General features: G+C 67.1%; 11 protein-coding genes and 1 pseudogene. 9 read left to right on the forward strand and 3 right to left on the reverse strand.

Going from position 1 to position 13,569, the window contains the following annotated elements; all coding sequences use genetic code 11:
* Window positions 1–41: 41 nt before the first annotated feature.
* Both ESD82_RS04835 and bhcR read right to left on the reverse strand, forming a co-directional pair.
* Window positions 42–1,640 carry a DUF6345 domain-containing protein gene (locus ESD82_RS04835; protein ID WP_147428866.1) on the reverse strand — a complete coding sequence of 533 codons (1,599 nt, stop codon included), beginning with the start codon at window positions 1,638–1,640 and terminating at the stop codon, window positions 42–44.
* Between the two features lie 268 nt (window positions 1,641–1,908).
* Window positions 1,909–2,748: an HTH-type transcriptional regulator BhcR gene (gene bhcR / locus ESD82_RS04840; protein WP_147428865.1), complete on the reverse strand. Its 840-nt coding sequence runs from the start codon at window positions 2,746–2,748 to the stop codon at window positions 1,909–1,911.
* A 184-nt stretch (window positions 2,749–2,932) separates the two neighbouring features.
* Between bhcR and bhcA the strand changes: the two genes are divergently transcribed.
* The 9 genes and pseudogenes from bhcA (at window position 2,933) to ESD82_RS04885 (ending at window position 12,615) form a co-directional block, all read left to right on the forward strand.
* Window positions 2,933–4,123 carry an L-aspartate--glyoxylate aminotransferase BhcA gene (gene bhcA / locus ESD82_RS04845; protein WP_147428864.1) on the forward strand — a complete coding sequence of 397 codons (1,191 nt, stop codon included), beginning with the start codon at window positions 2,933–2,935 and terminating at the stop codon, window positions 4,121–4,123.
* Between the two features lie 2 nt (window positions 4,124–4,125).
* A complete protein-coding gene (gene bhcB / locus ESD82_RS04850) occupies window positions 4,126–5,085 on the forward strand; it encodes a beta-hydroxyaspartate dehydratase BhcB (RefSeq protein WP_147428863.1) in 960 nt (319 codons plus the stop codon).
* Window positions 5,086–5,106: 21 nt separating this feature from the next.
* Window positions 5,107–6,270 carry a 3-hydroxy-D-aspartate aldolase BhcC gene (gene bhcC, locus ESD82_RS04855; RefSeq protein ID WP_024844790.1) on the forward strand — a complete coding sequence of 388 codons (1,164 nt, stop codon included), beginning with the start codon at window positions 5,107–5,109 and terminating at the stop codon, window positions 6,268–6,270.
* Entirely contained in the window at window positions 6,270–7,232 is a 963-nt protein-coding gene (gene bhcD, locus ESD82_RS04860) for an iminosuccinate reductase BhcD (protein WP_147428862.1), read from the forward strand. Before bhcC ends, bhcD begins: the two co-directional genes overlap by 1 nt.
* A gap of 36 nt (window positions 7,233–7,268) precedes the next feature.
* A complete protein-coding gene (locus ESD82_RS04865; protein ID WP_024844792.1) occupies window positions 7,269–8,750 on the forward strand; it encodes a nucleobase:cation symporter-2 family protein in 1,482 nt (493 codons plus the stop codon).
* Window positions 8,750–10,092, forward strand: a pseudogene (locus tag ESD82_RS04870) (8-oxoguanine deaminase). Before ESD82_RS04865 ends, ESD82_RS04870 begins: the two are co-directional and overlap by 1 nt.
* A 16-nt stretch (window positions 10,093–10,108) precedes the next feature.
* Complete coding sequence (gene uraH / locus ESD82_RS04875) at window positions 10,109–10,459, forward strand: hydroxyisourate hydrolase (RefSeq protein WP_024844794.1); 351 nt, start codon at window positions 10,109–10,111, stop codon at window positions 10,457–10,459.
* A gap of 204 nt (window positions 10,460–10,663) precedes the next feature.
* Window positions 10,664–11,911 carry a urate hydroxylase PuuD gene (locus tag ESD82_RS04880; RefSeq protein WP_024844795.1) on the forward strand — a complete coding sequence of 416 codons (1,248 nt, stop codon included), beginning with the start codon at window positions 10,664–10,666 and terminating at the stop codon, window positions 11,909–11,911.
* Between the two features lie 71 nt (window positions 11,912–11,982).
* Window positions 11,983–12,615 (forward strand): LysE family translocator, encoded by a 633-nt coding sequence (locus ESD82_RS04885; RefSeq protein ID WP_147428861.1) that lies wholly within the window; start codon window positions 11,983–11,985, stop codon window positions 12,613–12,615.
* A gap of 6 nt (window positions 12,616–12,621) precedes the next feature.
* On the opposite strand, the gene ESD82_RS04890 is transcribed toward ESD82_RS04885, so the two are convergent.
* A complete protein-coding gene (locus tag ESD82_RS04890; RefSeq protein WP_024844797.1) occupies window positions 12,622–13,518 on the reverse strand; it encodes a LysR family transcriptional regulator in 897 nt (298 codons plus the stop codon).
* Window positions 13,519–13,569: the final 51 nt, after the last annotated feature.

Raw genomic sequence — 13,569 nt, forward strand, 5'->3', positions numbered from 1 at the left:
TGCCCGGAGGCGGCTGCCTCCGCCTCCGGGCTACCGGATCGTCAGTCACCCAGGTCAGACTGGATCCAGTAACGCTTGCGGAAGCCGCGCACGCATTCGATCTCGATGCCCTGGCGGGCGACGAGACGCGCGGTGTTGCTGCGGATTCCGTATCCGATTTCCGTGGTGCCCGGCAGGATGCGCAGGCTGAGCGGCGCCGCCCCGCGCGCGGCCAGGTCGCGTATCAGCCGCGCCGAATGCTGCGCCAGGATGCGGGTGATCGCCTGCGGCTCGGGCTCGGGCAGGCCCTCGGACCGGGCAGGCGGCGGCGGGTCGTCGGGCAGGCCGTGGCGATGGGCGCGCGGGGCCATGCGCTCGGCCACCCGGCGCAGGGTCGATTCGATGCGCAGCACGGTGCCGTCCGGCCGCATCGCCAGCCGCAGCGTGCCGGCATCCGGGGTCAGCACCGGGATGCCGTCGATCGCCTGGCGGAACTGCACGATGATCTCGTCCAGGCTTTCCGCCGGCGGCTCGTCCAGCCGGCGCAGGCTGGCCGTCGCCGAAAGCGCCAGCGAGACGCGGTCGAAGACCAGCTCGATCCCCGCCGGCAGAAAGCCGTATGACCGCAGCACGGACCGGGCGCGGCTGACCAGGGCGCGGCGCGGCGGCATCTCGCGCAGGCCGCCGCGTCCCGGCGCGCCGGGCTCCAGTTCCAGCAGGATATGCCCGTCCGGCCGGCGCTGGAAGCGCAGCGCCCCCCGGCCGGCCGAGACCGCGTCCTGCGCCTCAAGGCCCGCCAGCGCCGGTCCCAGCCCCAGCCGCGACAACACCGACCGGGCCAGGGCGCGATCCTCGGTCACCGGCACCAGCCGCACGGCGCCGAACTCGGCCGGCGGTTCGGTCAGCGCCGCTTCGCGCTGGTAAAGCGCCCGCGGCGCGTGCCAGCGCCAGGCCCAGCATTGCGTCCCGCCGCGCTGCGCCGCGAAGCGCCGCTCGCCGAACAGCATGGCCAGCGCCGCCTCGCGATCGGGCGCGCAGGCACAGGCGACCGGGCTTTGATCGGGCGCGATGTCCCAGGCGCTGTCCAGCCAGGACTGCGCAAAGGGCTTGCCCATCTGCCAATGGCGCCAGAAATTCGCGCCATAGCGGCCCGAATCCCAGCAGATCGAATCAAAGCCGAACAGCATCCGCAGCCCGTCATTGGCCCGCGCCCAGCTGTAAAGCGGGCTGAAGCCCCGCCCGACGCGCAGCGACTGGCTGGTGGACCAGAACAGATAGCGCAGGCTGTCCGTGCCCAGCCGCATGCGTTCCGAGGTCAGGCAGGCGTCGGCCCCGGTCCAGAGCGCCCCCATCGGCAGGTGGAACACCCCGTCATCCTCCATCCGGCCATGGCCGGCGTGATAGAACACCCGCACCGAATCCATGTCCCGGCCCGGCGCATGTTCCATCGCCTGCCGGTCGTAGATCCAGGATTTCACCGCAGCGTCCCGGCGCCAGAAATCCGGCGTGGCGAACCGGTCCACCACATCCAGGAACCCGCCCGCATCGCGATGCGCGGCATGCAGCGCCCCGGCGGCGCGATAGGTCTCGACGCTGCAGGCGCCATAGAGCCGGGGGGCGAGGCCGGGCATCTCGGCGGCTTCCGCAGGATCCGCCGCCACCTCCGTTTCCCGACCCGGCCGGGGGTGCAATTGCTGCATCCCATCGAAGCCGGAATCGGATCGGGAAACGAAATCTTCCATGCCGAAGCTCCTTGCAGGACACGCGCCGGATCTTTCGGACCCGGCAGGCGGACGCGGTCACAGGTTGCGTCGAAGCTAGGCCGGGCGGCGTGAACTGAACGTGAATCGATGATTAATGCACAAAAGGCCGGGAAATCCCGGCATTCTTCCCAGGAATGAAAGCCCTTCCGGGCCACAATTGGACGAATCAGCCGCTTTCGCCGGCGCGCGAAGCCGGCGCCATGCCCAGGGAAAGCTCGCGCGCGGCCTCGATCACCGCCTCGGACATGGCTTCGAGCCGCGCATCCGACATGCGCAGGCTCGGCCCCGAGACCGAGATCCCCGCCGCCGCCTCGCCCGCCAGGTCGAAGATCGGCGCGGCGATGCAGCGCATGCCGGGGGTGCGCTCCTCGTTGTCCAGAGCATAGCCGCGGGCACGGATGCGGGCCAGGTCGTCCAGAAGCGCCTGCGGGTCGGTCAGGGTCATCTCGGTGAACCGCTCCAGCCGCATCTCGCGGATCATGCGCTTCAGGTCCGCCGGCCGGGCATGGGCCAGCAGCGCCTTGCCGATCCCCGAGGCATGCAGCGCCGAGCGCGTGCCGGGCGGAAAGAAGGCGCGGATCGTCTCATGCGTCTCGGCCTGGCTCAGGAACAGCACCGCGTCGCCGTTCAGGATGCCCAGGTTCGCCGTCTCGCCCGTCACCTCCATCAGCCGGCGCAAGAGCGGCCGCGCCCGCTCGACCAGGCCCGAGCGGCGCATGAAGGCCGAGCCGTGGCGAAAGGCCGTGGGGCCCACATGCCAGGCCTGGGTCTGGCTGTCGCTTTCCGCGACCCCCCGTGCCGCCAGCGTCACCAGAACCCGGTGTACGGTCGAGGGCGCCATGTCCAGCCGCTGCGCGATCTCGGTCAGGGTCAACCCGCTGGAAACCGCGATCAGGTCGAGGATGTCCAGCGCCCGGTCCAGCGCCCGGATGCCGCCCGAATCCTCGGCGCCCAAACCGCCGGCACGGCCCCTCGGGCGGCCCCTTTTGCGGATCTGAACCGACATTCAATTTTTCCTTTCGACAACTTTTTTAATTTCTTGAAAATGACCCCTGGGCTTTGGAAAAGACCAACCAGCTGATTCAACGTCACTTTAAGCCATTTTTCCGCGATTGCGAAATATTTTTCAGAAAAATTGCATCAATGGACAGCAAAACGTAGCTTGGTCCACAAGCGCAGGAGGAATTGCCATGACCAGCCAGAACCCGATCTTCATCCCCGGCCCGACCAACATCCCCGAGGAGATGCGCAAGGCCGTCGACATGCCCACCATCGACCACCGCTCGCCGGTGTTCGGCCGGATGCTGCATCCGGCGCTTGAGGGCGTGAAGAAAGTCCTCAAGACCACGCAGGCGCAGGTTTTCCTGTTCCCCTCGACTGGCACCGGCGGCTGGGAAACCGCGATCACCAACACGCTGTCGCCCGGCGACAAGGTGCTGGCGGCGCGCAACGGCATGTTCAGCCATCGCTGGATCGACATGTGCCAGCGCCACGGGCTCGACGTCACCTTCGTCGAGACCCCCTGGGGCGAGGGCATCCCCGCCGACCGCTTCGAGGAAATCCTGACCGCCGACAAGGGCCACGAGATCCGCGTCGTGCTGGCCACGCATAACGAGACCGCGACCGGGGTGAAATCCGACATCGCCGCCGTCCGCCGCGCGCTGGACGCGGCCAAGCATCCGGCGCTGCTGTTTGTCGATGGCGTTTCCTCGATCGGCTCGATGGATTTCCGCATGGACGAATGGGGCGTCGACATCGCCGTCACCGGCTCGCAAAAGGGCTTCATGCTGCCGCCGGGCCTGGCCATCGTCGGCTTCTCGCCCAAGGCGATGGCGGCGGTCGAAAGCGCGCGCCTGCCGCGCACCTTCTTCGACATCCGCGACATGGCGACCGGCTATGCCCGCAACGGCTATCCCTACACGCCGCCGGTCGGGCTGATCAACGGGCTGAACCTCAGCTGCGAGCGGCTGCTGGCCGAGGGGCTGGAGAACGTCTTCGCCCGCCATCGCCGCATCGCCGGCGGCGTGCGCGCCGCTGTCGATGCCTGGGGGCTGAAGCTCTGCGCCGTCCGCCCCGAGCTTTACTCGGACAGCGTCAGTGCCATCCGCGTGCCCGAGGGCTTCGACGCCAACCTGATCGTCAGCCATGCGCTGGAGACCTATGACATGGCCTTCGGCACCGGCCTGGGCCAGGTCGCGGGCAAGGTGTTCCGCATCGGCCACCTGGGCAGCCTGACCGACGCCATGGCGCTGTCCGGCATCGCCACGGCCGAAATGGTGATGGCCGATCTGGGCCTGCCGATCCGGCTGGGCTCGGGCGTCGCCGCCGCGCAGGAACATTACCGCCAGACCACCGCCGCCGCGCAGAAGAAAGCCGCCTGAGGATGAAGGACGCCATGTATATCCCGACCTATGAGGACATGCTGGCCGCGCATGAGCGGATCAAGCCGCATATCCGCCGCACGCCGATCCGCAGCTCGGACTATCTGAACGAGTTGACCGGCGCGCAGCTGTTCTTCAAATGCGAGAATTTCCAGGAGCCGGGGGCCTTCAAGGTCCGCGGCGCCACCAATGCGGTCTTCGGCCTTGACGAGGCGCAGGCGGCCAAGGGCGTCGCCACGCACAGCTCGGGCAACCATGCCTCTTGCCTGTCCTATGCGGCGATGCTGCGCGGCATCCCCTGCAACGTGGTCATGCCGCGCACCGCGCCGCAGGCCAAGAAGGACACCGTGCGCCGCTATGGCGGCAAGATCACCGAATGCGAGCCCTCGACCTCTTCGCGCGAGGAGACCTTCGCCAAGGTGCAGGCCGAGACCGGCGGCGATTTCGTCCATCCCTATAACGATCCGCGCGTGATCGCCGGCCAGGGCACCTGCGCCAAGGAACTGATGGAACAGGTGGACGGGCTGGAAGCGGTCGTGGCCCCTATCGGCGGCGGCGGCATGATCTCGGGCACCTGCCTGACGCTTGCGACGCTGGCGCCCGAGGTCAAGGTGATCGCGGCCGAGCCCGAGCAGGCCGACGACGCCTATCGCAGCTTCAAGGCCGGCCACATCATCGCCGACGACGCGCCCAAGACCATCGCCGACGGGCTCCTGGTGCCGCTGAAGGATCTGACCTGGCATTTCGTCAAGAACCACGTCAGCGAAATCTACACCGCCTCGGATGCCGAGATCGTCGATGCGATGAAGCTGATCTGGAAGCACCTGCGCATCGTGATGGAGCCCAGCAGCGCCGTGCCGCTGGCCACCATCCTGAAGAACCCCGAAGCCTTCGCCGGCAAGCGTGTCGGCATCATCGTCACCGGCGGCAATGTCGATCTCGACAAGCTGCCGTGGAACTGAACCCGAATTGAGGAGAGTGCCATGAACGCGAAAACGGATTTCTCCGGCTACGAGGTCGGCTACGACATTCCCGCCCTGCCCGGCATGGACGAGAGCGAGATCCAGACGCCCTGCCTGATCCTCGACCTGGACGCGCTGGAGCGCAACGTCAGGAAGATGGGCGACTATGCCAAGGCCCACGGCATGCGCCACCGCAGCCACGGCAAGATGCACAAGTCGGTGGACGTGCAGAAGCTGCAGGAGTCGCTGGGCGGCGCCGTCGGCGTCTGCTGCCAGAAGGTCAGCGAGGCCGAGGTCTTTGCCCGCGGCGGCATCAAGGACGTGCTGGTCACCAACGAGGTGCGCGAGCCGGCCAAGATCGACCGCCTGGCCCGGCTGCCCAAGCTGGGCGCCACGGTGACGGTCTGCGTCGATGACCTGGCCAATATCGCCGACCTCTCGGCCGCCGCGCAGCGCCACGGCACCGAGCTCGGCATCTTCGTCGAGATCGATTGCGGCGCCGGCCGCTGCGGCGTGACCACCAAGGAAGCCGTGGTCGAGATCGCCAAGGCCGCCGATGCCGCCCCGAACCTGACCTTCAAGGGCATCCAGGCCTATCAGGGCGCCATGCAGCACATGGACAGCTTCGAGGACCGCAAGGCCAAACTGGACGCCGCCATCGCCCAGGTGAAGGAAGCCGTCGACGCGCTGGAGGCCGAGGGGCTCAAGCCCGAATTCGTCTCGGGCGGCGGCACGGGGTCCTATTATTTCGAAAGCAATTCGGGCGTTTACAACGAATTGCAATGCGGCAGCTACGCCTTCATGGATGCCGATTATGGCCGCATCCACGATGCCGAGGGCAAGCGCATCGACCAGGGCGAATGGGAGAACGCGCTGTTCATCCTGACCTCGGTGATGAGCCACGCCAAGCCGCATCTGGCGGTGGTCGATGCCGGCCTCAAGGCGCAGTCGGTCGATAGCGGCCTGCCCTTCGTCTATGGCCGCGACGACGTGAAATACATCAAGTGCAGCGACGAGCACGGCGTGGTCGAGGACAAGGACGGCGTCCTGAAGGTCAACGACAAGCTGCGGCTGGTGCCGGGCCATTGCGACCCGACCTGCAACGTCCATGACTGGTATGTCGGCGTGCGGAACGGCAAGGTCGAGACGGTCTGGCCGGTCTCGGCGCGCGGGAAGGGCTACTGATGCTCGTCGTCGCCGAAAAGGAAATCGCGGGTCTGATGACCCCCGAGGCGGCCTTCGAGGCCATCGAGGCGGTCTTCGCCTCGATGGCCCGGCGCAAGGCCTACAACTTTCCCGTGGTGCGCGAGGCCATCGGCCATGAGGACGCGCTCTACGGCTTCAAGGGCGGCTTCGACGCCTCGGCCCTGACGCTGGGGCTGAAGGCCGGCGGCTACTGGCCGAACAACCAGAAGCACAACCTGATCAACCACCAGTCCACCGTGTTCCTGTTCGACCCGGATACCGGCCGGGTCTCGGCGGCGGTGGGCGGCAACCTGCTGACGGCGCTGCGCACGGCGGCGGCCTCGGCCGTGTCGATCAAGTATCTGGCGCCCAAGGGCGCCAAGGTGCTGGGCATGATCGGCGCCGGCCACCAGTCCGCCTTCCAGATGCGGGCGGCGGCCAATGTGCACCGGTTCGAAAAGGTCATCGGCTGGAACCCGCATCCCGAGATGCTGTCGCGCCTTGCCGATACCGCGGCCGAACTGGGCCTGCCCTTCGAGGCGGTCGAGCTGGACCGGCTCGGGGCCGAGGCCGATGTGATCATCTCGATCACCTCGTCCTTCTCGCCCCTCTTGTTGAACGAGCATGTCAAGGGCCCGACGCATATCGCGGCCATGGGCACCGACACCAAGGGCAAGCAGGAACTGGACCCGGCGCTGGTCGCGCGCGCCCGGGTCTTCACCGACGAGGTCGCGCAGTCGGTCAGCATCGGCGAATGCCAGCACGCCATCGCCTCGGGCCTGATCCGCGAGGATCAGATCGGCGAACTCGGCGCCGTCGTCGCGGGCGACGATCCGGGCCGCGGGGATGCCGAGGTCACGATCTTCGACGGCACCGGCGTCGGGTTGCAGGATCTGGCGGTCGCGCAAAAAGTCCTCGAAATCGCAAAACAAGAAGGACTGGCGCAAGAAGTCGAGATTTAACGGATAACGTCCTGAAACTAGGGAGGTATAGGACGAATGCAAGCCATCGACACCAGCCCCGGCTTTGACCCGGTCGAGGAGCGCATCGCCGCGCCTCGACTGCTGGCCCTGGGCTTCCAGCATGTTCTGGTCATGTATGCCGGCGCCATCGCGGTGCCGCTGATCGTGGGCCGCGCCCTGCAGCTTTCGCCGCAGGACGTGGCCTTCCTGATTTCCGCCGACCTGTTCGTCTGCGGCATCGTCACCATCATCCAGAGCTTTGGCGCCACGCAATGGTTCGGCATCCGCCTGCCGGTGATGATGGGCGTGACCTTCGCCGCCGTCGGGCCGATGGTCGCCATCGCCTCGTCCAATCCGGGACAGGAGGGGGCGCGGATGATGTTCGGCGCCATCATGGCCGCCGGGCTCATCTCGATCTTCTTCGCGCCACTGGTCAGCCGGCTGTTGCGCTTTTTCCCCAGCGTCGTCACCGGCACGGTGATCCTGGTGATCGGCGTCAGCCTGATGCCGGTGGGCATCAACTGGATCTTCGGCCTGCCGGTCGGCCCGACCGCGCCGCAACTGGTCGATCCCGCCGCCCAGGCCTGGCTGGAGGCCGCCCGCACCGCCGGCGACGTCCCGGAAAGCGTCAAGCTGATGCCGACCGTGCCCAACCCGGAATACGCCTCGCTGTCGCGCATCCTGATCGGCATCACCGTGCTGGCCGCGATCCTGCTGATCGCCCGCTATGCCAGGGGCTTCGTCGCCAATATCGCAGTGCTGCTCGGCATCATCATCGGCGGGCTGCTGGCCGCGGCCATGGGCATGATGCATTTCGAGGGCATCGCCGAGGCCGCCTGGTTCGCCCCGATCAAGCCGCTGCATTTCGGCATGCCGATCTTTGACCCGGTGATGATCCTGACCATGCTTCTGGTCATGTTCGTGACCATGATCGAATCGACCGGCATGTTCCTGGCGCTTTCCGACATCTGCGGCCGCCGGATGACGCCCAAGGCGCTGTCGGCCGGGCTGCGCGTGGACGGGCTGGGCACCGCGATCGGCGGGCTGTTCAATACCTTCCCCTATACCTCCTTCAGCCAGAATGTCGGGCTGGTCGGCGTGACCGGCGTGCGCTCGCGCTTCGTCTGCGTGGCGGGCGGCGCGATCATGATCGTGCTGGGCTTGATCCCCAAGATGGGCGCGCTGGTCGAATCGCTGCCGACCACGGTGCTGGGCGGCGCGGGGCTGGTGATGTTCGGCATGGTCGCCGCGACCGGCATCCGCATCCTCTCGACGGTGGATTTCAAGGGCAACAAGCACAACCTGTTCATCGTCGCCGTCTCGCTGGGCCTCGGCATGGTGCCGATGATCGCGCCCGATTTCAACCAGTGGTTGCCGCATTCGCTGCACACGTTGATCCATTCCGGCATCCTGCTGGCCGCTGTGGCCGCAGTTCTGCTGAACTGGTTCTTCAACGGCGCCCCGCATGCCAGCGACGAGGAAATCGCCGCCGCAGCCCACGCCGCCGAGGCGCATTGATGACGAAACGCCTGCTCATCAGGGGCGCCGAAGTGGTGGTCACCATGGACGGCGCCCGGCGCGAGATCGCAGGCGGGGACATCCTGATCGACGGCGGGGTCATCTCCGCCGTCGGCCCGGGTCTTTCCGCCGAAGGCGCCGAGATCGTCGAGGCCGGGGGCTGCGTCGTCACCCCCGGCTTCGTTAACACCCATCACCACCTGTTCCAGACCCTGACCCGCGCCGTCCCGGCCGCGCAGGATGCGGCGCTGTTCGGCTGGCTGCGCACCCTCTATCCGATCTGGGGCCGCATGACCCCGAGGACATCCGGCTCTCCACCCGGATCGGCCTGGCCGAACTGGCGCTCTCGGGCTGCACCTGCTCCTCGGACCACCTCTACCTGTTCCCGAACGGGGCGCGGCTCGACGACAGCATCGAGGCGGCCGCGGAAATCGGCATCCGCTTCACCGCCACCCGCGGCGCCATGTCGATCGGCGAGTCCAAGGGCGGCCTGCCCCCCGACGCACTGGTCGAGGACGAGGCCGCGATCCTCAAGGACAGCGAGCGCCTGGTCGCGGCCTTCCACGATCCGAATCCCGGCGCCATGGTGCAGGTGGGTCTCGCCCCCTGCTCGCCCTTCTCGGTCAGCCGGGAACTCATGCGCGACGCGGCCATCCTCGCCCGCGAAAAGGGCGTGCGGCTGCACACCCACCTGGCGGAAAACGACGAGGACATCGCCTATTCGCTGGAAAACTTCGGCATGCTGCCCGGCGACTATGCCGAAAGCCTGGGCTGGACCGGTGAGGATGTCTGGCACGCCCATTGCGTGAAACTGTCGGAGAAGGAAATCGACCTCTTCGCCCGCACCGGCACCGGGGTCGCGCATTGTCCCTGCTCGAACGCGCGGCTTGCCTCGGGCATCGCCCCGGTGCGCCGGATGCGCGACGCGGGCGTGCCGGTGGGCTTGGGCGTCGACGGCTCGGCCAGCAACGATTGCAGCCATCTGGGGCTCGAGGCGCGCCAGGCCATGCTGGTCGCCCGCCTCAAGGACGGCCCCGCCGCCCTGGGCGCGCGCGAGGCGCTGGAGATCGCCACGCTCGGCGGCGCCCGGGTTCTGGGCCGCAGCGACATCGGCGCACTCGAGCCCGGCAAACGCGCCGACCTGGTCCTGTGGGACGTCTCGGAGCTGCCGGCCGCCGGAGAATGGGATCCGGTGGCGGCGCTGGTTTTTTGCGCCCCGATCCGCCCGCGCGCGGTCTATGTGGAAGGTCGCCTCGTGGTGCAGGATCACCGCCTGCTGACCGCCGATGCGAATCGCCTGAACGAACAGGCCCGCGCCGCCATTGCCCGGCTCGCAGATTGACAAGGAAAGGAAGACAATGCCCGGTTATCTGACCACCCATGTGCTCGACACCGCCAACGGCACGCCCGCGGAAGGAATGCGGATCGAACTCTACCGCCTCGACCCCGAGCGCCGGCTGATCGCCGAAACCGTCACCAACCACGACGGCCGCACCGACAGGCACATCCTGCCCGAGGCGGAATTCCAGACCGGCGAATACGAACTGGTCTTCCATGTCGGCGCCTGGCTCGACGCCCAGGGGCACCAGGCGGCCAAGCCCCGCTTCCTCGACCAGGTGCCCCTGCGCTTCGGCATGTCGGAACAGGACCATTACCACGTGCCGCTGCTGATTTCGCCCTACGGCTTCTCGACCTATCGCGGCAGCTGAAGCACCGGCGCTTTTCTCCGTTTTCCAAATACCCTGGGGGTGAAAGGCCCCTGGGGCCTGAGGGGGCAAAGCCCCCTCTTTTTCGTTTCCGCAGGACCCGGCAAAAGATTTTCAACGCATCGTTAAGACAGCAAGGGGAAATGCGTGAATACTCGCAACCCCGCGAAGCGGCTAGTCTTTCCCCAGCTAGACAGGAGACAGAACATGTCCGATTTCGCCGTCATGTGGGATTGGCTCGCCTTTGCCATCCGCTGGACGCATGTCGTCACCGCCATCTGCTGGATCGGCTCGTCCTTCTATTTCGTCGCCCTCGACCTGGGGTTGCGCAAGGTGCCCGGCCTGCCGCCCGGCGCGCATGGCGAGGAATGGCAGGTCCATGGCGGCGGCTTCTACCACATCCAGAAATACCTGGTCGCGCCCGAGCGGATGCCCGAGCATCTGATCTGGTTCAAATGGGAAAGCTACATGACCTGGATCTCGGGGGCGGCGCTCCTGATGGTCACCTATTGGGTCGGCTCCGAGCTGTTCCTGATCGACCCCGCCAAGATGGAGCTGGCGCCCTGGCAGGCCATCCTGATCTCGGCCGGCTCGCTGTCGATCGGCTGGCTGATCTATACCAACCTGTGCAAGTCCAGGCTGGGCGAGACCCCGACCCTGCTGATGCTGATCCTGTTCGTGCTGCTGATGGTCATGGGCTGGGCCTATAACCAGGTCTTCACCGGCCGCGCGGTCATGCTGCATCTGGGCGCCTTCACCGCCACGATCATGACGGCGAACGTGTTCTTCATCATCATGCCGAACCAGCGCATCGTCGTCGCCGACCTCAAGGCCGGGCGTCCCGCCGATCCGAAATACGGCAAGATCGCCAAGCTGCGCTCGACGCATAACAACTACCTGACCCTGCCGGTCGTCTTCCTGATGCTGTCGAACCACTATCCGCTGGCCTTCGCGACGGAATACAACTGGGTGATCGCCGGGCTGGTCTTCCTGATGGGCGTGACCATCCGCCACTTCTTCAACACCATGCATGCCGGCGGCGGCATGAAATGGTGGACCTGGGCGGTGACGACGATCCTGTTCATCATCGTCATGTGGCTTTCGACCGCGCCGATGTTCCGCCAGACGCTCGAGGAGGCCGAGGCGCGCGTCCTGACGCCTTCGCAGCAGGCGATGGTCGAGGCGCCCGGCTGGGAGGACGCCTATAACGCGGTGATGGGCCGCTGCTCGATGTGCCATGCCAGGGAGCCCTCTTACGAGGGCATCCACACCGCGCCCAAGGGCGTCTTGCTGGAAACCCCCGACGACATCACCCGCGCCGCGCGCGAGATCTTCATCCAGGCCGGCGTGACCGATGCCATGCCGCCCGCCAATGTCAGCTTCATGGAGCCGCAGGAACGCCAGGCGATCATCGACTGGTATCGCAGCCTGCCCAAGACCCTGGCGTCGAACTGAGACGGGGCGCTTGAGCCTGCCATACCGCCGCCCTATGCTCGGGGCGGCCTTGTCATGTCCAGGAGCGCCCCTTGCCCGCCACCGTCCAGCTTCTGGCCTTTGCCGCCATCGCGCTTGGCATGGTGCTCACGCCGGGACCGAACATGGTCTATCTGGTCTCGCGCGCGATCTGCCAGGGCCCGCGGGCGGGCCTGATCTCGCTGGCCGGCGTGGCATCCGGCTTCGTCTTCTACATGCTTTGCGCGGCCTTCGGCATCACTGCTCTCGTGCTGGCCGTGCCCTATGCCTATGACGCGCTGCGCATCGCCGGCGCGGGCTATCTACTGTGGTTGGCCTGGCAGGCGGTGCGGCCCGCGGGGCGCTCGGTCTTCCAGTTGCGCGACCTGCCACCGGACAGCCCGCGCCGGCTGTTCGCCATGGGTTTCCTCACCAACCTGCTGAACCCCAAGATCGCCGTAATGTACCTGTCGCTGCTGCCGCAATTCATCCGGCCCGAGGCGGGCAGCGTGCTGACGCAATCGCTGGCGCTCGGCACGGTGCAGATTGCCGTCAGCGTCAGCGTGAATGCGCTGATCGCGCTGGCGGCGGGCCAGATCGCCGTCATTCTGGCCAGACGCCCGGCATGGCTGCTGGTCCAGCGCGGGCTGATGGGCACGGTGCTGGCCGGGCTGGCCCTGCGCATGCTCACCGAGGCCCGGCGCTGAACCCGCTCAGGCAAACACCCCCCGCACCTCCCGCGCGATGAAATCGGCAAACAGCCGCACCTTGGGATCCTGCAGGCGGCGATGCGGCGTCAGCACGCCGAATTGCGAAGGGATCGGCGGGTAATCCGGCAGCACCTCGACCAGCCGGCCCGAGGCCAGATGCTCGGCCACCTCGTATCGCGGGCGGTTGACGATGCCCCTGCCCCCCAGCGCCCAGTTGCTCAGCACGTCGCCGTCATCGGCGTCGAACTTGCCGTTCACCAGCATTTTCTGCGGCCCCTCGGGGGTTTGCAGCACCCAGTAATATTCCGGGCTCCTCGGATAGCGCAGCAACAGGCAGTTATGCGCGGTCAGATCCTCGGGGCGCTCGGGGCGGCCGTGCTGCTCCAGGTAGTCGGGGGTCGCCACCAGCGCGCGCCGGCATTCCGCGATCCGCCGCCATTTCAGCGCCGAATCCTGCGGCTCGCCCAGGAAGAAGGCCAGGTCGATGCCGTCGGCGATGATGTCGACGTTGCGGTCCGACAGCCGCAGCCGCACCTCGACGCCGGGATACTCGTCGCAGAATTTCGGCACCAGGGGCGCGATCAGCCGCCGCCCCAGCCCCAGGGGCGCCGTCACCCGCAAGGCGCCATGCGGCATGCCGGAAAAGCCCGAGACCACCGCCTCGGCCTCGTCCAGCGTCTCGATCACCCGCCGGGCATTGTCGTAGAAGGCCCGCCCCACCTCGGTCGGCACCAGCTTGCGCGTGGTGCGGTTCAGAAGCCGCACCCCATAGCGCGTCTCCAGATCCTTGATCCGGTTCGAGGCGACGGCCGGCGACATGCGCAGGTCGCGCCCGCCGGCAGTGATCGAGCCCAGTTCGACCACCCGGACGAAGACCCGCAGACTTTCAAGATATGGCATGGATTCAACCCGCCTCTTTCAAGGAATCGCTGAAAGTCTTATGCTCAATCC

This window comes from Paracoccus pantotrophus (genome assembly GCF_008824185.1).
Lineage (GTDB): Bacteria > Pseudomonadota > Alphaproteobacteria > Rhodobacterales > Rhodobacteraceae > Paracoccus > Paracoccus pantotrophus.

What these genes read in the sequence shown, in the direction of transcription:
- ESD82_RS04880 (WP_024844795.1), top strand. Translation starts at nt 10,664, where the DNA reads ATGTCCGATTTCGCCGTCATGTGGGATTGGCTCGCCTTTGCCATCCGC.
- ESD82_RS04890 (WP_024844797.1), bottom strand. Translation starts at nt 13,518, where the DNA reads ATGCCATATCTTGAAAGTCTGCGGGTCTTCGTCCGGGTGGTCGAACTG.
- ESD82_RS04865 (WP_024844792.1), top strand. Translation starts at nt 7,269, where the DNA reads ATGCAAGCCATCGACACCAGCCCCGGCTTTGACCCGGTCGAGGAGCGC.
- bhcC (WP_024844790.1), top strand. Translation starts at nt 5,107, where the DNA reads ATGAACGCGAAAACGGATTTCTCCGGCTACGAGGTCGGCTACGACATT.
- bhcD (WP_147428862.1), top strand. Translation starts at nt 6,270, where the DNA reads ATGCTCGTCGTCGCCGAAAAGGAAATCGCGGGTCTGATGACCCCCGAG.
- bhcA (WP_147428864.1), top strand. Translation starts at nt 2,933, where the DNA reads ATGACCAGCCAGAACCCGATCTTCATCCCCGGCCCGACCAACATCCCC.
- bhcB (WP_147428863.1), top strand. Translation starts at nt 4,126, where the DNA reads ATGAAGGACGCCATGTATATCCCGACCTATGAGGACATGCTGGCCGCG.
- uraH (WP_024844794.1), top strand. Translation starts at nt 10,109, where the DNA reads ATGCCCGGTTATCTGACCACCCATGTGCTCGACACCGCCAACGGCACG.
- bhcR (WP_147428865.1), bottom strand. Translation starts at nt 2,748, where the DNA reads ATGTCGGTTCAGATCCGCAAAAGGGGCCGCCCGAGGGGCCGTGCCGGC.